Genomic DNA, 18343 nt, shown 5'->3' on the forward strand with positions numbered 1-18343 from the left:
GGGCCGGCATTTTCTCGCAAGATCGAACCGGAAAAGTCTGCACTTTTTCCCGATTTCGCTCTAGCGAATTGAAAGCCCGTAATCATATACCGTTTGGAACCGGCTTGCCCGGTTCAATTTGTCTTATTTTCAATCATAGGCGTGTTGACACATGAGCGTTCGCGATGAAATCGAAGCCAAACTGACCGAAACCTTCGCGCCCAGCGCCATTGAGGTGATCGACGACTCGGAACGCCATCATGGTCACGCAGGATGGCGGGAAGGGGGCAATACCCATTTCCGCATCGTGATCGCCAGCGAAAAGCTCGATGGGCTGAGCCGCGTCGAACAGCACAGGGCCATCAACGCGGCGCTTGCCGATCAGTTCGATGCCGGGCTGCACGCCCTGGCCATCAAGGTCACGCCTTCGCGCTGACCACCGCTTCCACCGGAGATACGCGGAGCTGGGTCACCCTGTTGTGCTGGCGGCGCAACACCTTGAAGCGCAAATTGTGGAAGGTGAATTGCTGGCCCGGATCGGGGATCAGCTTGGCTTCATGGATGACCAGACCGGCAACGGTGGTCGCCTCCTCGTCGGGAAGGTTCCAGTCGAGCGCGCGATTGAGGTCGCGGATGGGCAATTGGCCATCGATGATATAGGAGCCGTCGGCCTGCTTGCGCACGCCATCGATCACCGCATCGTGCTCGTCGGCGATTTCGCCAACGATCTCCTCGAGGATGTCCTCGAGGGTGATCAGGCCCTGAACCTCACCATATTCATCGACCACCAGCGCGAAATGGAGCTTGCGTTTCAAAAACGCATTGAGCTGGGCCTGTGCCGAGGTCGTATCGGGCACGAACCAGGGCTTGAAGGCGATCCTGGCGGGATTGACCTTTGTAAAATCGCCGTCCGCCTTCTGGATGGCGCGCAGCAGATCCTTGGCGTGGACGACGCCAACGATATTGTCCTGCTTGTCCTTGTAGAGGGGCACGCGGGTAAAGGGGCTGTCGAGGATGGCGCCGATCAATTCGTCGGCGGGCATGTCGGCATCGAGCGCCAGCATGCGGGTCCGGTGCACCATGACGTCGGACACTTCGAGTTCGCGCAGGTCGAGGATGCCGCCCAGCATGTCGCGGTCGCCCTTGACCACTTCGCCCTCCGAATGGAGGAAGTCCACGGCGCCGCGCAATTCCTCATGGCCCGAGATTTCGCTGGCCTTGTCGGGGTCGAGCCCGAACAGGCGCAGGATGACGTTGACGAAGGCCTGAACGGTCAGGGTCACCGGCGAAAAGACCAGGACGATGACCCGGATGATGGGTGATACGAACAGGGCGAAGCCATCGGGGCGGATCAGCGCGATGGTCTTGGGCAGCACCTCGGAAAAGACGACGACGGCGGCGGTCATGGCCAGAGTGGCATAGGCGATGCCCGCCTCGCCGAAAATCTGGATCAGGACCGAAGCGGCAAGGGTGGACGCTAAAATGTTGACGACGTTGTTGCCCAAGAGGATGGCGCCGATCAGGCGCTCCTTTTCAGCGGTCAGCTTCTCGACCAGCGAGGCGCGCTTGTTGCCCGCCTTGGCCATCTGGTACATGCGGGCCCGCGACGAGGCGGTTAGCGCGGTCTCCGAGCCGGAAAAGAAAAAGCTCATGGCCAGCAGCGCGACAATGGCGAACAAAGACAGCCACAACGACATCAGCGTATATCCTCAAGGAAAGTTGCGACCGCCTGGGGGTCGATTTTTTTCTCGATGAAGGCCTTGCCGATACCGCGTGTCAAAATGAACGTCAGTTGCCCGCGCGAGACTTTCTTGTCCTGTGCGATGGCGTCCATGAGCATTTGCGTTGGCGGCAGGTCTCCAGCGATATCGGCCAATGTAGTGGGCAGGCCGGCATTTTTCAAATGCGCTTCGACGCGGCCGGCATCCTGGGACGGCGCAAGGCCCAGTTTCGCCGAAAACCGATGCGCCAGCACCATGCCTATGGCCACGCCTTCCCCATGCAGCAGCCGGTCGGAATAGCCGGTGGCTTTTTCGAGAGCGTGGCCGAAGGTGTGGCCGAGATTGAGCAGGGCGCGGTTGCCGGTTTCCTTTTCGTCGGCGACAACGACGCGGGCCTTGGCGGCGCAGGCGCGGGCAATGGCCTCCCCGCGAGCCGGGCCGCCCGCTTCGATCTCGCGATAATTGGCTTCGAGCCAGAAAAACAGGTCCTCGTCGTCAATCAGGCCGTATTTGGCCAGTTCGGCATAGCCGGCGGCAAACTGGCGGGGCGGCAGGGTTTCGAGGGCCTCAAGGTCGGCCAGCACCAGCCGGGGCTGGTGGAAGGCGCCGACAAGGTTCTTGCCGTGGACCGAATTGATACCGGTCTTGCCGCCGACCGAGGAATCCACCTGGGCCAGAAGCGAGGTGGGGATCTGGACGAAATCCATGCCGCGCCGGGCGATCGATGCGGCAAAACCGGCCAGGTCGCCGATGACCCCGCCGCCCAGCGCGATCAGGATGTCGTTGCGTTCGAGCCGGGCCGCAAGGATGGCTTCGGTCACATTCTGCAAATTGGCCCAGGATTTGGTGGCTTCACCGGCCGGGACGACGATCTCGGTGTGTCCAAGCCCGGCCGCGTCAAGGGATCGGGCGAGGCGGGGAAGCTGGGCTTTGGCCACGTTTTCGTCGGTCACGATGCCGTAGCGCGCGCCGGGGAACATGCCGGCCAGATTAGAGCCGGCGCTCCCGATGGCATCGGGGGCGATAACGATGTCGTAAGCCCGTTCGCCCAGCGGCACGTGGACGGTGTGAAGGGGAGTGTGGTCGCTCATTGGTCTTTCGGGATGTCGAAATGGCTCGAAATGGCGGCGAGGATGTCGTTGACGACCACATCGTGGGGCACGTCGCGCGAGGCCACTGTCAGGTCGGCCAGCGCATAGATCGGATAGCGGCTGTCGATCAGCCCCTTGAGCGTGCCGCGGGGGTCGGCGGTCTGGAGCAGGGGGCGGCCGGGGCGTTTGGAGACGCGGGCGAACAACAGGTCGAAATCGGCCTTGATCCAGATCGAAACGGAATTGGCTTTTATGGCTTCGCGGGTTTCGGGGTTGATGAAGGCGCCGCCGCCCGTGGCGATGATGCCCTGATGCTCGCGCAGGAGCCGGGAGATGACGCGGGCTTCGCCAGCACGGAATTCGGGCTCGCCATGGGCGGCAAAGATGTCGGGAACCGACATGCCGGCGGCGGTCTCGATCTCCGCATCGGAATCGGTGAAGGGCAGGCCGAGCCGGTTGGCCAGGCGGCGGCCGACCGTAGTCTTGCCGGCGCCCATCATGCCCACGAGCACGACGGGCCGTCCGGCCAGGGCGTCGAGCACCTGGCTTTCGGCCTTCGGCCTGGCAATGCCTGTCGCGTTCTGCCCCATCATGGTGCCCTTATTGGTTGATGTGGTTCAATCCTCTGGCGGTCTGGCTGTCAAGGTCGCTCGCTTGCCGGGGGCGCGCAAATCTGGAAAAATCACTTACCGACGCCGAGGATGCCATGCCCACATTGTTTCGCCTGCTGGTTGCAATCGCCTTTATCGCAGGGCTTGCCTATGCGGGCATGTTCGCGCTGGCGGTGCTGGTCGAGCCCCATGAGCGCGACGTTACAGTGAGGGTGCCCACGCGCGACCTTCTGGCGGATGCGCCGTGATGGCGGACGGCCATCTTATCGAGGCATTCCTTGAAATGATGAGCGCCGAGCGGGGCGCCGCGGCCAATACGATCGAGGCCTATCGGCGCGACCTGCTCGATTATGCCGGGTTTCTGGCCAACAGGCACAAGGCGATATCCGATGCGGTGCGGGCCGACGTCGCCGATTATCTGGCCTTCCTTACGGCGCAGGGGCTGGCGGCCAGTTCGGCGGCGCGGCGGTTGAGCGCGGTGCGGCAATTGCACAGGTTTTTGGTGTCCGAGGGCAGCAAGGCCGACGATCCAACCCGCATCGTTTCGACGCCGAAGCCGGGCCGGGGATTGCCCAATGTGCTTTCGGTCGAGGACGTCGACCGGCTTTTGCAATGCGCCGAGGACGAAGCGGCGGGCGGCGAGGATGGCGCTGTGCGGCTCTATGTGCTGCTCGAATTGCTCTATGCCACGGGGTTGCGGGTGACCGAACTTGTGGCGCTCGAGCGCAGGGCGGTGCGGCGGGAGGCCGATCATCTGACCATTGTCGGCAAGGGCGGCAAGGAACGGCTGGTGCCGCTCAACGACAAGGCCAAGGACGCCCTGCTCGGCTGGCTGGACCGCGCGGACAAGCAAAAGTTCGTGTTTCCGGCCAAGGGAGCCGAGGGGCATCTGGCGCGGCAGGTGTTCGCGCGCGACCTCAAGGGGCTGGCGGGCCGGGCCGGGCTGCCGGTTGCAAAGGTCTCGCCGCATGTGTTGCGGCACGCCTTTGCGTCCCATCTGCTCCAGAACGGGGCCGATTTGAGGGTGGTGCAGATGCTTTTGGGTCACGCGGACATTTCAACAACCCAGATTTATACTCATGTTCTGGACGCTCATTTGCGCAAACTGCTCGAAGATCATCATCCGCTGTCGAGCGATGCTTGACATCACACTGTCTAATCGACACTTTCCCGCCACTTTGGAACCCTAGGTCATCGCGCTAGCCAGCATCTGGTGCTTGTCGTACAAACATGAGAAGGTTGCCCGAAACGGGCGGATTGCATGCAGTCATATCTCGATTTCGAAAAACCCGTCGCCGAGCTCGAAGGCAAGATTGCCGAGCTCAAGAACCTCGCCCAGACCGATGAAGCGGTCTCGATCGGTGACGAGGTTACGCGCCTGCAACAGCGCGCCGACGATGCCCTGCGCGACGTCTATAAAAAGCTGAGCCCCTGGCAGAAGACGCAGGTGGCGCGCCATCCGCAGCGCCCGCACTTCTCCAATTACCTCAAGGCGCTGGTGACCGAATGGACGCCATTGGCCGGCGATCGCAAATATGCCGAAGATCCCGCCGTCCAGGCCGGGTTCGGGCGCATCGACGGGGTGCCCGTGGCCATCCTGGGCCAGGAAAAGGGCAATGACACCGAAAGCCGATTGAAGCACAATTTCGGCATGGCACGGCCCGAGGGTTACCGCAAGGCCGTGCGCATCATGGAAATGGCAGACCGGTTCGGCCTGCCGGTGATCTCGTTCGTGGATACGGCGGGCGCCTATCCGGGGATCGGTGCCGAAGAACGCGGCCAGGCCGAGGCCATTGCGCGCTCGACCGAAAAATGCCTCGAGATCGGGGTTCCCAACCTTTCCATCGTCATCGGCGAAGGCGGCTCGGGCGGGGCGATCGCGATTGCGGCGACCAACAAGGTGCTCATGCTCGAGCATTCGGTCTATTCGGTGATTTCACCGGAGGCTGGCGCGTCGATCCTGTTCCGCGACGCGGGCAAGGCGCAGGACATGGCTGCGGCGCAAAAGATCACGGCGCAGGATCTGTTGGCTCTCAAAGTGATCGACGGCATCATCGAGGAGCCCATGGGCGGGGCGCACCGCAATCCGGAAAAAATCTTCGCGGACGTCAAAGCCGAAATCGTCAAGTTCCTCGGCGAATATGACGACGATCTCGGCCCGCTCGAAATCCGTGAGCAGCGGCGCGAAAAATTCCTGGCGATCGGGACGTCTCTCACCTGAATTTGACAACGTCATCTTGCAATTTGCATAAAATTTAGGTCGATTACCCGACAACCTTACCGAGCGTTAACCCTGTGATGGCATAGTGGGGGTGGGGGCAAGGCGTACAGGAATTGTAGGGTCAGGGCATAGATGCTCCGTAAAATCGTCCTTTTGGCCGTATCGCTCGTTGTTACGGGTGTTCTGGCCTCGTGCTCGGCGCTTGAAGGCGACGGGCGTCATCTCACGCCGCTTTCAGGCGCCGCCAAATCGCGGCTGGCCGCCATGGGTTCGAGCCCGCAGGCGGCGATGATGGTGCGCATCTTCAAGGAAGAATCGACGCTCGAGGTCTGGAAACAGACCGCCGGCGGCTCTTTCAAGCTGTTCCAGTCCTATGAAATCTGCACGTGGTCGGGCGAACTCGGTCCCAAATTCTACGAGGGCGACCGACAGGCGCCTGAAGGGTTCTATACCATCACCCCGGGGCTGATGAACCCGAACTCGAACTATTACCTCGCCTTCAATCTGGGCTTTCCCAACAGATATGACCGCACTCATGGGCGGACGGGCAGCCATCTGATGGTGCATGGCGCGTGTTCGTCGGCGGGGTGCTACGCCATGGAAGACGAGCAGATCGCGGAAATCTATGCGCTGGCCCGCGAAAGCTTTACCGGCGGCAACCGCTCGTTCGAGGTGCAGATTTTTCCCTTCCGCATGACGCCCGAAAACATGGCCAAGCACCAGTCGAGCCAGCACATCGATTTCTGGAACAACATCAAGCAGGGCTACGATTTCTTCGAGGTGGCCAATACGCCGCCCGCGTGGGACGTGTGCGATGGCCGTTACGTGTTCCGCCAGCCGACAGCGGTCAACGCAACCGCTTCGATGGCGGGAAGCTGCCAGGCGGTGGTGGCCGACGCGTCCATAGTTTCGGCCTTCCAGGCGCGCCAGTCCGCCGACGCCGCGGCAATACAGAGCGCGATCATGCGGCTTGCCGATTCAGAGGCGGCGGCAGCGGAAGCCGAACAGCGGCGCGTTAACGCCGAGGTCGAACTGGCCGCGCGGAGCGAAGCGATCAACAATGCCGTGGGCGGCTTTTTTGATACCCTGTTCAGCCCGCTCAATGGGCTGGCGCCCGCCCAGCCGGAACCGGGGGCCGAAAGCGCGCCGCAGGGCTGATCTTATCGGGTGAGGGGGAACACCACCCGCCCGTCAAACGCTGGACGGCAAGGCCGGGGTGCATGGATTGGGCGATGGCGACGCCGAAAAAAACGCTCAAAGCAGATCGCAGAGCGGGGCGATGAGCGGGATGTCGGCGGGGGGCATTGGGTAGTCGTGCAGCTTTTGCGGGCGCACCCATTTGAGGGCCGAATGCTCGGTTGCGACGGGTGTGCCCTGCCATTTCCGGCAGACATAGAGCGGCATCATCAGGTGCCAGTCGTCATAGGTGTGGCTGGCAAAGGTCAAAGGGGCGAGGCACGCTTCTTTCGTTTCGATCTCGAGCTCTTCACGCAATTCGCGGATCAGCGCGGCTTCAGGGGTTTCGCCCGCCTCGAGCTTGCCGCCAGGAAATTCCCAGAGACCGGCCAGTTGCTTGCCCTGGGGGCGCTGGGCGATCAGCACGCGCCGGTCGGCATCGACAAGCGCGCAGGCAACGACAAGTGTGATTTTCATTGCGCTTGGGCCTCGGGCTTGCGGCGGTAGTGATAGGGGTAGCGGAAGACGAACCCCATGGAGAGATAGAGCGCGATGGCCGGGCTGTTGTCACCCTGGACCTGAAGCGCGGCGTGGCTGGCGCCGTTTTCGGCCCCCCAACTGAGCGCGCTGGCCATCATGCGGCGGCCAAATCCCTGACCGCGCAGGCTTTTCGCTGTGATGACGTCATAGATCATAACGATGCCGTCACTCTCGACGCACAACAGCGAGGCGCCGGGCGCTCCTTGACTATCGGCGATGACAATGCCGCAGGCGGGGCGATTGAGCGCGGCAAGGATCGCGGCGAAGGTTCCGCGCTGGTTGGCATCAAAGCCCTGAAGGGCCGTCTGCGCGGCGAGGAAAGCGGGGTCGGTGGCGTCGTAAAGGCTGGCCGCGCCATCGAACCCGTCGGTCTGGGTGAGCGGGGCAGAGAGCACGAGACTGGTTTTGAAAGGCTCCCAGCCCGTCTGGTCGAGCGTATCGAGGATGCCGTTTCCGGTGAGCGGGGTTACCCTGAAAACGGCGGGCAGATCGTGTCGGGCATAGCGGGCCGAAAGGGTTGCGATGCGCCCGGCGGCGTCGCCGTCGTCGGCTGGATCGAGGGACCAGATCGAATTGGAGCGTCCCGAAAAGCCCCCGGCGAACCGGGCGCGCCAGTGCCCGTCCGCGACGGTTTCGAGCGCGGGCCATGTGGCAAGGGACGCGGTTTCGATCTGGGAGACGGTCAGCAAGTCGGATCAGCTCCTGTAGCTGCCGTTGATGTCGATATAGCCGTGGGTCAGATCGCAGGTATAGACCGTGGCGCCGCCCGCGCCGAGCCCGATATCGACGCTTATCGAAAGCTCGTCGCCCTTCATATAGGCGGTGGCCGCATTCTCGGAATAATCGGGAGCGCGCTGCCCGTTGCGGGCGAGGACATGCTCGCCAAAGGCAATGGTGAGCCTGTCTCGATCGGCGGGCTGGCCGGCCTTGCCCACCGCCATGACAATGCGGCCCCAATTGGCGTCTTCGCCGGCGATTGCCGTCTTGACGAGGGGCGAGTCGGCAATGGCGCGGGCGATCTTTGCGGCGCTGTCGTCGGATGTGGCGCCCGTGACATTGACCGCGACGAATTTGGTAGCCCCCTCGCCATCGCGCACCACCTGCATGGCGAGATCGAACAGCACGTCATTGAGCGCCTCGCCGAAGGCTTGCGCGCGCGGATCGTCGAGCGAGGCGATAGGGTCGATTTGCGCCTTGCCGGTGGCGAAGGCCAAAAGCGTATCGGAGGTCGAGGTGTCGCTGTCGACGGTGATAGCGTTAAAGCTCGTCTTATTGTGCTTTGCGACGAGCGCCTGGAGCACATCGGCGGCTACGGGTGCGTCGGTGAACACGAAACTGAGCATGGTGGCCATGTCCGGCGCGATCATGCCCGAGCCCTTGGCGATGCCGGCGATGGAAATGGTCGTCCCGTCGATGTCGATGGTGGCTTCAGCCAGTTTGGGGAAGGTGTCGGTGGTCATGATCGCCCTGGCCGGATCCATCCAGGGCGCGGCGGCCAGCTTTTCGTTCAGGCCCTGAAGGACGCCGTCGAATTTGGTGGCGTCGAGCGGTTCGCCGATGACGCCGGTCGAGGCGAGAAAGACTTCCGAGGGTTCACACCCCACAGCTTTCGCGGCGATGTCTGCGGTCAGTTTCACCGATTCTCTGCCCTTTAGACCGGTAAAGGCATTGGCGTTGCCCGAATTGACGACAAGGGCGCGGGCCGTGCCGGCGCCAAGGTTCTGCCGGCACCAGTCGATGGCCGCCGAGGGGCAGAGCGAGCGCGTCAAAACTCCGGCAACGACGGTGCCCGGATCAAAGACCGCGAGCAGCACGTCGGTGCGCCCCTTGTAGCGAATGCCCGCTTCGGCGGTGGCAAAGCGCACACCGGCAATGGCGGGCGGGGCGACATGGGTTTTGGGGGCAAGGGGGGAGACGGGCAGGGCCATTGGGGCAAACCTTCGACAGATCGATGTGCCTCGTGTGCCCCAAAGGGCGATCATGCGCAAGGTCGCGAAAGCGCTAAAGTTGGAGCGAGGATGCCCGGAAGAGCTCTTCGGGCCGGTGCCCTTCAAATTCCAGACGGGCCGGCAGGATCCGCCGCGGTCTCCATCAGCGCACGGGACGCATGATGAAGACGGAAAAACGCTTCTGGATCTGGGGGATCAGCCAGAACACCATGATGGCCACCATGGTCGGGGCGACGATCAGGGTCGTCTGCCAGATGGGCCAGCCGGCGGTGAGAGGGAGGACGAGGTAGAGGATCAGGGTGATGATGGGATAGACCCCGATGAGGGTCACCAGAAACTGCCGCGACCTGGCGGGGCGGAGAGCGGCGGTCGGTGCGGGGCCGGTGGTCGATGCGGTGGAGGTTGGGGCGGAGGAGGTTAGTGCGGAGGACATATTGGACATTCGGTCAACCTTTCGAAACGGAACGTTCCGTTATATCTTGAAACGAGCCGTTTCGTTCAAGTGGATATTTTGATTTTTTTCTCCTATATGTTCGGGCACGTCTCGCTGGGTTCCTGGGTTCCTGGGTTCCTGGGTCTCCGGATCGCTGGATCGCGAGGTCACGGGATCTGCGGGGAAGGGACCTACGGATCAAAGCGAACCAAGGGATCCAAGGTTTGAGCGACCCAAGGGGGCGGGAGGCGCCAGCGGTCCCGAGGCGTAGCTGGGGAGTGGCCATGACGGTTGTTTCACCGATCAGGGCAATTGGATGAGGGGCCGGGCCGCAAGGCGTGGTGCGGGTCGAGGAAAGGAGTACGGGAGATGGCAAACCAAAAACAGCCTGCCGCAGTGCGGCGTGGCTCGATCGGTGCCAAACGCAATCCGGCCAGCCAGCAGGCCATTCTCGATGCGGCGGAAGCGATCCTGAGCGAAGAGGGGCTTTCGGGGTTTTCCATCGAGGCGGTGGCGCGGCGGGCAAGGGCGGGCAAACCGACGGTTTATCGCTGGTGGCCCTCCAAGGCGGCGCTGCTGCTCGACGTTTATCAGGGGTTCAAGAATGCACGCCAGTTTCCCGACACGGGAAATTTCGAGGACGATCTGCGGGGGTTTCTGACCAATCAATTGATCGGGTTCTGGAGCGATGGCATCTGCGGAACCGTGTTCCGCTCGGTCATTGCCGAGGCCCAGAGCGATCCGCAGGCCGCCGAGGCGCTGTTTGCCTATGAGCGTGGGCGGCGCAAATTTGCCGAGCAATTGGTTGACCGGGCAAAGGCGCGCGGCGAAATCGACGCAGAGGCCGATAGCGCCGTCATCATCGAACTGCTTGCCGGTTTTGCCTGGCATCGGCTTTTGACCGGCCGGCTCGAAGGCTCGGATGCCGATATCGAGAGGGTGGTTGCCACCATCCTGGCGGCGACAAAAAAGAACCCCGGCTGAGGGGTTCGGGATGCCGCGCTCACCCGTCGAGCAGGAGATGCCGACGTTCCATGAGATAGGCCCGGACCGCCGGGTCGGAGGTCAGACCCATCGCCACGCCAAAGGCCTCGAGCGCCATCTCGCGCTCTCCGGCGCTTGCGGCCAACTGGGCGCGTCCCGCCCAATAGGGCTGGTAGGCGACCATGCGCGGGTCAAGGCCGATTTCGGCGATCTCGCCGAGCATGGCGGTGGCGCCATCGAGATGGCTTTGCGCCAGTGCCCGGTTGAGGCGCACGACCGGCGAGGGCCGCATAACCAACAGCAGATCATATAGCGATCCGATTGCCGCCCAGTCGGTGCCGCCGCTGTTGCGCCGCGCGCAGTGAACCGACTGGATGGCGGCTTCGATCTGAAAGCGACCGCTCGGTCCGTCCTGGCTGGCGGCCCGCAGCAGAATTTCGGCTGTATCGATCGCCTCATGGTCCCAGCGGGCGGTGTCCTGCGCTTCAAGCGGCACATAGCTGCCATCGGGGGTCCTCTGCGCGTCCATTCGGGCGCTCAGATATAACAGCAGCGCGACAAGTCCCTTCGCTTCGGGGTCCGAGGGCACCTGCGCCACCACGCATTGGGCCAGCCATATTGCCTCTTCGGCTCGCTTGCGGCTCTCCCGACCCACCCAATCGCTGGTAAACGCTGCATAGATGGCCTCCAGAACGGCAGGCAGGCCGGTCCGGAGCTGATCGGCGTCGGGCTCCTGGAACCCGATATTGAGTTGCCCGAGCCGCGCCTTGGCGCGCACCAGCCTCTGGCCCATGGTCGCCGGCGGGACCAGATAGGCGGCGCCGATCTCGGTTGCGGTCAGCCCCAGGAGAATTTGCAGCATGAGCGGGGTGCGCATGGCGGGATCGATCTCGGAGCGGGTGCAGGCCAGCATCAGCGTCAGGCGGCGGTCGGGAAAGATCGGGCGCTCGCCGTCCGGCGGGTCGAATTCATCAGCGATCATCGTCAGGTGCTCGGTGGCAGCCTCAGCGGTTGCCCGGCGACGCCGGGCGTCGACCTGGCGCCGGCGGGCAACCGACACCAGCCAGGCTTCGGGGCTGGCGGGCACACCCTCTTGGGGCCATTGCCGCAACGCCGCGGCCAAAGCCTCGCCCAGCGCGTCCTCGGCGCCGGGGATGTCCCGGCTCCGGGCGGCGAGTACGGCAAGCAGCCGGCTGTAGCTCTCGCGGGCCACGCGTTCGACTGCCTGTCGTGCCGGGGTCAAAACGGTCAATATTCGTCCTTGTCGCGGATGCGGCGGACCTCGACCGTCCCCCAGGTCGCGCCTGGGCATCGCGCCGCCCATTTGCGGGCCTCGTCCTCGTTGGCCGCCTCGATGATGAAATAACCGCCGAACTGTTCGCGTGCTTCTGCGAACGGGCCGTCCTCCACCCGCGTATCCCCGTCACGAACCGTGACAAGCGAGGACTTCGAGGCGAAGTCGAGGGCCTCTGTTGCAATGAAGGCGCCGGCTTTTTCGAGCGCCTGCACATAGGCGCCCATCTGGTCCATGGCCGCTTTCATCTGTTCGGGCGGCATGGACGCTCCGACCGTTTCGTCGGCATGCAGCATGAGCAAATAACGCATGGGAAAATCCTTTCATCCCTGGGTCCGCACATCATCGTGCACAAAGATGTCGCGCGCCATTTGGCCGGTTCGACAGCGGGCCGGAAATTTTTTCGTTTTCTCACCATGATCGGCCGGAGCGAAGGGGTTTGCAATTGCCCCGGTGCAGGCGGTCCGCGTTGAGGGGCAAGAGCGGTCCCTGGAAAAAAAGAACCCCGGCCAGGGACCGGGGTTCTAAAGAATTGAGGAAATCGGTGGGCGTTAGATGCCGCCCTGAGCCTCGACCTGTGCGGCGAGGTCGGGGTCGTCGATCTCGATTTCGACGCCGGTCTTGATCTCGTCGATGGCCGCTTCATAGCTCTCATAGAGAACCTGCTGGGCAACCTGCTGGCGCACCTCCTCGAGCGGGGGCGCTTCGGACAGGCGACGGTCTTCGAGATAGATCAGGTGGAAGCCGAACTGGCTTTCGACGGGCTGGGAGAGCTCGCCGATTTCGAGGGCCATGGCGGCCTGTTCGAATTCGGGGACCATCATGCCTGTCGAGAAATAGCCCAGATCGCCGCCATTGGCGCGGGTGCCGTCGGTGCCATATTCGCTGGCGGCATCGGCAAAATCACGGCCGGCTTCGATTTCGGCACGGATTTCGTTGGCTTCCTCGACGGTCGGAACCAGGATGTGGCGGGCGCGGACTTCGGGTTCGGGCGAGAAATCGGCGACCTGTTCGTCATAGGCGGCCTGGATAGCCTCCTCGGTCACCTGATTTTCGACGATCGAATTGAAAAAGGCGCGGCGCAGGGCCTGGTCTTCGAGATAAGCCAGACGGCGGGTGAAATCCTCGGACTGGTCGAGGCCATCCTCGCGGGCGGCGCTGGCCATCAGCTTCATGTCGATGATGACGGTCAAAAGAAAACCGCGCCGCTGGTCGGCGGGAATGGACTGGAGTTCCTGGGTCAGCTCTTCGGCGGCCAGAACCAGATCACCTTCGGTAATGTCTTCGCCGCCCACTGTGGCCAGCACCGTATCGGGTGAGACCGGTTCGGCGGGAGCGGCTGGCTCGGCAGGAGCGGCAGGCGCTGCCTGTTCGGTCGCTTCGGCGGCGGGGGCAGGATCGTCGTTTTGCGCCCAGACCGGAGAAGCGGTCAGCGAGACGGCGAGGACCGCCGGGATGAATGCGGCCCGCAAGAGGCCGGCCACCGGAGCGGCGAAGTCGGATGACATGATGAGAACTCTCCTTGTTTTCCGGACCCGGGCCCCCCATCGCCCGAACCAAAGTTCCAGATAAGCGTTTAGCCCCGGACTTTGGCGGTGGTTTGTCCGATTTTGCCAACGTTGACAACCCATGGTGGCACTCTTACATCTCCTGCCGAAGTTTTCCGCGCTCCTTTCGGCAGCGCCCCGGCCTGCCGCCCGTCCATTCGTGCAAGGCAATTCCGGGACGTCGCAACCGCCGGTTCGGGTGCATCCAACAAGGTTCTAAGGACAATTCTTCATGGCTCTAGCAGCGCTCGCCCGGAAGTTTTTCGGCTCGGCCAACGATCGGCGCGTCAGACGCTATCAATCCAGTGTCGATGCCATCAACGCACTCGAGCCCGAATTCGAAAAGCTCACCGACGAGCAGTTGAAGGCCAAGACCGAGGAATTCCGCCAGCAATTGCGCGATGGCGCCAAGCTGGCCGATGTGCTGGTTCCCGCATTCGCCACTGTCCGGGAAGGCTCCAAGCGCGCGCTGGGCATGCGGCACTTCGACGTTCAGCTGATCGGCGGCATGGTGCTCAACGAGCGGGCCATTACCGAAATGCGCACCGGTGAAGGCAAGACGCTTGTCGCGACGCTTTCAGCCTATCTCAACGCGCTTGAAGACAAGGGCGTCCATATCGTCACCGTCAACGACTATCTGGCGCGCCGCGACAGTGAATGGATGGGCCGGCTCTACAGCTTTCTGGGCCTGACCACGGGGGTGATCGTCCACGGGCTCAACGATGCCGAGCGCAAGGCAGCCTATGATGCCGACATCACCTATGGCACCAACAACGAGTTCGGTTTCGACTATCTGCGCGACAACATGAAATATTCGCGCGCCCAGATGGTGCAGCGCGGACACAATTACGCGATCGTCGACGAAGTGGATTCCATCCTGATCGACGAGGCGCGGACCCCGCTGATCATTTCGGGGCCCTCCCAGGACCGGTCCGAACTCTACAAGACCATCGACAAATACATTCCGCTGCTGGTCGAGGACGACTACACGATCGACGAAAAGCACCGCGCGGCGAGCTTTACCGACGAGGGCATCGAAAAGCTCGAGGAAATCCTCGAGCGCGACGGGCTCATCAAATCCGGCTCGCTCTATGACATCGACAATGTCTCGATCGTCCATCACCTCAATTCAGCGCTCAAGGCGCACAAGATCTTCACCCGCGACAAGGACTATATCGTCCGCGACGACGGTGTTGTGATCATCGATGAGTTCACCGGCCGCATGATGCCGGGACGGCGGTTTTCCGAGGGGCTGCACCAGGCGCTCGAAGCCAAGGAAGGCACAAAGATCCAGCCGGAAAACCAGACGCTGGCCTCGATCACCTTCCAGAATTATTTCCGGCTTTACACAAAGCTGGCCGGCATGACCGGCACGGCCGATACCGAGGCGTCCGAATTTGCCGATATCTACGGGCTGGACGTTGTGACCGTGCCCACCAACGTGCCGATCGCGCGTATCGACGAGAACGACCAGATCTATCGCTCGGTCGAGGAAAAGTTCCAGGCCATCACCGACGAGGTGATCGAGTGCCGCTCGCGCAACCAGCCGGTTCTGGTCGGCACCACCTCGATCGAGCGTTCGGAGATGCTTGCGGACTTCCTCAAGAAAAAGGGGATCAAGGACATCGCCGTCCTCAACGCCCGCCATCATGAGCAGGAAGCCCAGATCATCGCGGCGGCGGGTGTGCCGGGCGCCATCACGATTGCCACAAACATGGCCGGTCGCGGGACCGACATCCAGCTTGGCGGCAATCTGGAAATGCGCGTTGCCAATGAAGGCGAGGGTATCGAGGACGAGGCGCTTGAGAAAAAGACCGCCGAGATCAAGGCCGATATCGCAGAAAAGAAAAAGGAAGCGCTGGCGGCAGGCGGGCTGATGGTGATCGGCACCGAGCGGCACGAAAGCCGTCGTATCGACAACCAGCTGCGCGGCCGTTCGGGCCGTCAGGGCGATCCGGGGCGGTCGAAATTCTTCGTCTCGCTGCAGGACGATCTGATGCGCCGGTTCTTCCCCGAACGCATGGAAAAGGTCCTCACTTCGCTGGGACTGAAAGACGGGGAATCGATTTCCGACGCCATGGTCACCAAGGCCATCGAGCGCGCCCAGACCCGCGTCGAAGGGCACAATTTCGATATCCGCAAGAATATCCTCAAATACGATGACGTGATGAACGATCAGCGCAAGGTGATCTTCGAACAGCGCATCGAGTTGATGGATGCCGAAAACGTCGCCGAAACCATCGCCGACATGCGCCACGACGTCGTGGATTCGATCATCGCCAAATCGGCGCCCGAGCGCTCCTATCCCGAGCAGTGGAACACAGAACAGCTCGGCGCGGCGTGCAAGACCTATCTGGGCATCGAGCCCCCGCTGGCCCAATGGGCCGACGAGGAAGGCATGGATGTGGAAGTGCTGCGCGAGCGTATCGTCAAGATGGCCGATGATTATGCGGCGGCCAAGGCGGCGCGCATCGGGCCCGAGACCATGCGCCAGATCGAAAAAAGCTTCATTTTGCAATCGATCGACGGGTTGTGGCGCGAGCATCTTGTAACGCTCGATCACCTTTCGAAAGTGGTGGGCTGGCGCGGACTGGCCCAGCGCGATCCGCTCAACGAATACAAGCAGGAAGCGTTCGAGCTGTTCTCGCTGCTTCTGGCCAATCTGCGCGAACTGGTCACCACCCAGATGAGCCATTTCGAGATCAAGCCGCCCGAGCCGCAGGCCCCCGCCCAGCTTCGTGAAACCCATCTCGACCCGGTGACCGGGGAGAACGAAGTGCGCGACGAAGACGGACCCAGGGGCCAGTTGAGCCCCGAAGTCATGGCCCGTACCCGGCGCAACGATCCGTGCCCGTGCGGATCGGGCAAGAAATTCAAGCATTGCCACGGGGCGTTCTGACCCGCTCCGCAGACCAATGCCTCATAATCCCCGGAGCCCTCGCTCCGGGGTTTTTTGTTGCCGGTCGCGCTGGGCAAGGGAACCCTTTAGGGTTGACCTGCATTTGTGAACGCCGTGCGGGGGATTGTCTTGACCTACGAACAGATCGTGCTTTTTGTCCTTCTGGGGTCGGTCCTTGTGGGGCTTTTATGGGGCAAGTGGCGATACGACCTCGTTGCCTTTGCCGCCCTGATCGTCGGCGTCGTGCTGGGGGTCGTCCCGGCCGACACCGCATTTTCGGGTTTCGGAAACGACGCCACGATCATCATCGCCCTGGTGCTGGTGGTCACGGCGGGCCTGTCGCGGTCGGGGGCGGTCGATCTCATCACCCGGCACGCTGTGAACCGGGACCGCTCATTGCCGGTCCACATCGCGGTCATGGGGAGTATCGGCGCGGCCTTTTCGGGTTTCATGAACAATGTCGCGGCGCTGGCCATTCTCATGCCCGTCGACGTCCAGGCGGCGCAAAAGGCGAACCGCTCGCCCGCATCCTCCCTGATGCCGCTGGCCTTTGCCACGATCCTTGGCGGCATGCTGACGATGATCGGCACGCCCCCCAACATCATCATCGCCGCCTATCGCGAACGCGCCATGGGCGAGAGCTTCACGATGTTCGATTTCACCCCGGTGGGGCTGGTTTGCGCGCTGGCCGGCGTGGCGTTCATCGGGCTGGTGGGCTGGCGACTGATCCCGGTGCGCGACAAGGGGGCCGGCGCCGAATTGCGCGCCTCCGCCAGCTATACGACCGAACTCGTGGTCACCGAGAAATCGAAAGCCAAGGGTCAGCGGGTGCGCGATCTGGACGCCGAGGCCGAGGAGCACGATTGCGCCATAGTGGGGCTGGTGCGCCGCAACAAGCGCCTGCCGGGCCGGGCGCGGTGGGAAAAGATCAGAAAGGGCGATCTGATCGTCGTCAACGGCAGCGCCGAGGCGATATCGGCGCTGGCCGGAGCGCTGCAGGTCGATTTGCAGGGCCGCTCGGGGGAAAGCGCGGAGCTTTCGTCCGATCTCAAGATGGCCGAGGCGGTGGTGACGATAGACAGCCGCGTCGTCGGCCGCATCGCCAACGACGTACGGGTCATGCAGCGCAACGGGGTTGTGATGCTGGGGCTGTCGCGGCGGGGCCGGGCCATCACCGAGCGCGTGCGCCGCACGCCGATCGAGGTGGGCGACGTGCTGCTGTTGCTCGGCCACCAGGACGCCGTGGACGATGTGATAACCCGCATGGACTGCCTGCCCATCGCCTCGAGTGTCTCGGTGACGCGGCACGAAAAGGCGCTGGCGGCGATCGGGCTGTTTGCGGCTGCGGTGGGGGTGGGGGCCTTCGGCATTGTCCCGCTCACAGTGGCCCTGGCCGCTGTTTCGGTGCTTTATGTGCTCTTCGATATTCTGCCGGTGCGCGAGATCTACGAATCGATCGAATGGCCGGTGGTCGTTCTGCTCGGCTCGCTGCTGCCGGTGGGCATGGCGCTCGAGACCTCCGGCGGTGCCCAGCTCATGGCCGAGGGGCTGGCGATGGTTGGACAATATGCGCCCGCCTGGGTGACGCTTGCCGCCGTGCTGGTGTTCACGATGACGCTTTCGGACGTCCTCAACAATGCTGCAACGGCGGTGATCTTTGCGCCGGTCGCATACGGGCTGGCCCAGATATTGGGAGTCAATCCCGATGCGTTCCTCATGGCCGTGGCCATCGGCGCCAGTTGCGCGTTCCTTACGCCGATCGGGCATAACAACAATGCGCTGATCATGGGGCCGGGCGGCTATCGGTTCGGCGATTACTGGCGCATGGGCCTGCCGCTCGAAGTGATCATCGTTGTGGTCGGCGTGCCCGCCATCATGGTGTTCTGGCCGTTGTGACG

Annotated in this window: 18 protein-coding genes; 8 read left to right on the forward strand and 10 right to left on the reverse strand. The window is 62.9% G+C overall.

Annotated elements, in window-relative coordinates:
- Window positions 1-151 precede the first annotated feature (151 nt).
- The gene (locus tag ACP148_RS18655; RefSeq protein WP_421952286.1) at window positions 152-415 is read left to right on the forward strand and encodes a BolA family protein; all 264 of its coding nucleotides are present in this window, start codon (window positions 152-154) and stop codon (window positions 413-415) included.
- Here ACP148_RS18655 and ACP148_RS18660 read toward each other — a convergent pair.
- From ACP148_RS18660 to ACP148_RS18670, 3 genes are read right to left on the reverse strand one after another with little or no spacing between them, the layout of a single operon-like run.
- Window positions 399-1676 carry an HlyC/CorC family transporter gene (locus ACP148_RS18660; RefSeq protein ID WP_421952285.1) on the reverse strand — a complete coding sequence of 426 codons (1278 nt, stop codon included), beginning with the start codon at window positions 1674-1676 and terminating at the stop codon, window positions 399-401. The two genes, ACP148_RS18655 and ACP148_RS18660, sit on opposite strands and share 17 nt — an antisense overlap.
- The gene (aroB, locus tag ACP148_RS18665) at window positions 1676-2791 is read right to left on the reverse strand and encodes a 3-dehydroquinate synthase (RefSeq protein WP_421952284.1); all 1116 of its coding nucleotides are present in this window, start codon (window positions 2789-2791) and stop codon (window positions 1676-1678) included. Before aroB ends, ACP148_RS18660 begins: the two co-directional genes overlap by 1 nt.
- A complete protein-coding gene (locus ACP148_RS18670) occupies window positions 2788-3381 on the reverse strand; it encodes a shikimate kinase (protein WP_421952363.1) in 594 nt (197 codons plus the stop codon). The genes aroB and ACP148_RS18670 overlap by 4 nt, the downstream gene beginning before the upstream one ends.
- A gap of 116 nt (window positions 3382-3497) precedes the next feature.
- Here ACP148_RS18670 and ACP148_RS18675 point away from each other — a divergent pair, with 116 nt between their 5' ends.
- From ACP148_RS18675 to ACP148_RS18690, 4 genes are all read left to right on the forward strand, one after another.
- Window positions 3498-3650, forward strand: coding sequence for a histidine kinase (locus ACP148_RS18675; protein WP_421952283.1), 153 nt, complete (start codon window positions 3498-3500; stop codon window positions 3648-3650).
- Complete coding sequence (locus tag ACP148_RS18680; protein WP_421952282.1) at window positions 3650-4546, forward strand: site-specific tyrosine recombinase XerD; 897 nt, start codon at window positions 3650-3652, stop codon at window positions 4544-4546. Before ACP148_RS18675 ends, ACP148_RS18680 begins: the two co-directional genes overlap by 1 nt.
- A gap of 117 nt (window positions 4547-4663) precedes the next feature.
- Window positions 4664-5623 (forward strand): acetyl-CoA carboxylase carboxyltransferase subunit alpha, encoded by a 960-nt coding sequence (locus ACP148_RS18685; RefSeq protein WP_421952281.1) that lies wholly within the window; start codon window positions 4664-4666, stop codon window positions 5621-5623.
- A gap of 132 nt (window positions 5624-5755) precedes the next feature.
- Complete coding sequence (locus ACP148_RS18690; RefSeq protein ID WP_421952280.1) at window positions 5756-6781, forward strand: L,D-transpeptidase family protein; 1026 nt, start codon at window positions 5756-5758, stop codon at window positions 6779-6781.
- A gap of 96 nt (window positions 6782-6877) precedes the next feature.
- Here ACP148_RS18690 and ACP148_RS18695 read toward each other — a convergent pair whose 3' ends face one another.
- The 4 genes from ACP148_RS18695 to ACP148_RS18710 form a co-directional block, all read right to left on the reverse strand.
- Window positions 6878-7276 (reverse strand): (deoxy)nucleoside triphosphate pyrophosphohydrolase, encoded by a 399-nt coding sequence (locus ACP148_RS18695; protein ID WP_421952279.1) that lies wholly within the window; start codon window positions 7274-7276, stop codon window positions 6878-6880.
- Entirely contained in the window at window positions 7273-8028 is a 756-nt protein-coding gene (locus ACP148_RS18700) for a GNAT family N-acetyltransferase (RefSeq protein ID WP_421952278.1), read from the reverse strand. The genes ACP148_RS18695 and ACP148_RS18700 overlap by 4 nt, the downstream gene beginning before the upstream one ends.
- Window positions 8029-8034: 6 nt before the next feature.
- Window positions 8035-9267, reverse strand: coding sequence for a bifunctional glutamate N-acetyltransferase/amino-acid acetyltransferase ArgJ (argJ, locus tag ACP148_RS18705; protein ID WP_421952277.1), 1233 nt, complete (start codon window positions 9265-9267; stop codon window positions 8035-8037).
- A 163-nt stretch (window positions 9268-9430) separates the two neighbouring features.
- On the reverse strand, window positions 9431-9730 hold the full coding sequence (locus tag ACP148_RS18710) for a hypothetical protein (RefSeq protein WP_421952276.1): 300 nt from the start codon (window positions 9728-9730) through the stop codon (window positions 9431-9433).
- 360 nt (window positions 9731-10090) lie between these two features.
- Between ACP148_RS18710 and ACP148_RS18715 the strand changes: the two genes are divergently transcribed.
- Window positions 10091-10705, forward strand: coding sequence for a TetR/AcrR family transcriptional regulator (locus tag ACP148_RS18715; RefSeq protein WP_421952275.1), 615 nt, complete (start codon window positions 10091-10093; stop codon window positions 10703-10705).
- 19 nt (window positions 10706-10724) lie between these two features.
- On the opposite strand, the gene ACP148_RS18720 is transcribed toward ACP148_RS18715, so the two are convergent.
- From ACP148_RS18720 to ACP148_RS18730, 3 genes are all read right to left on the reverse strand, one after another.
- A complete protein-coding gene (locus ACP148_RS18720) occupies window positions 10725-11957 on the reverse strand; it encodes an RNA polymerase sigma factor (RefSeq protein WP_421952274.1) in 1233 nt (410 codons plus the stop codon).
- A complete protein-coding gene (locus ACP148_RS18725; protein ID WP_421952273.1) occupies window positions 11954-12310 on the reverse strand; it encodes a YciI family protein in 357 nt (118 codons plus the stop codon). Before ACP148_RS18725 ends, ACP148_RS18720 begins: the two co-directional genes overlap by 4 nt.
- 240 nt (window positions 12311-12550) lie before the next feature.
- The gene (locus tag ACP148_RS18730) at window positions 12551-13507 is read right to left on the reverse strand and encodes a peptidylprolyl isomerase (RefSeq protein WP_421952272.1); all 957 of its coding nucleotides are present in this window, start codon (window positions 13505-13507) and stop codon (window positions 12551-12553) included.
- Window positions 13508-13778: 271 nt separating this feature from the next.
- Here ACP148_RS18730 and secA point away from each other — a divergent pair, with 271 nt between their 5' ends.
- Together secA and ACP148_RS18740 are read left to right on the forward strand one after the other, a co-directional pair.
- Complete coding sequence (gene secA / locus ACP148_RS18735; RefSeq protein WP_425033610.1) at window positions 13779-16445, forward strand: preprotein translocase subunit SecA; 2667 nt, start codon at window positions 13779-13781, stop codon at window positions 16443-16445.
- Between the two features lie 129 nt (window positions 16446-16574).
- Window positions 16575-18341 carry an SLC13 family permease gene (locus ACP148_RS18740; protein ID WP_421952271.1) on the forward strand — a complete coding sequence of 589 codons (1767 nt, stop codon included), beginning with the start codon at window positions 16575-16577 and terminating at the stop codon, window positions 18339-18341.
- The last annotated feature ends 2 nt before the right edge of the window (window positions 18342-18343 follow it).

Source organism: Pelagibacterium sp., from assembly GCF_965249125.1.
Lineage (GTDB): Bacteria > Pseudomonadota > Alphaproteobacteria > Rhizobiales > Devosiaceae > Pelagibacterium.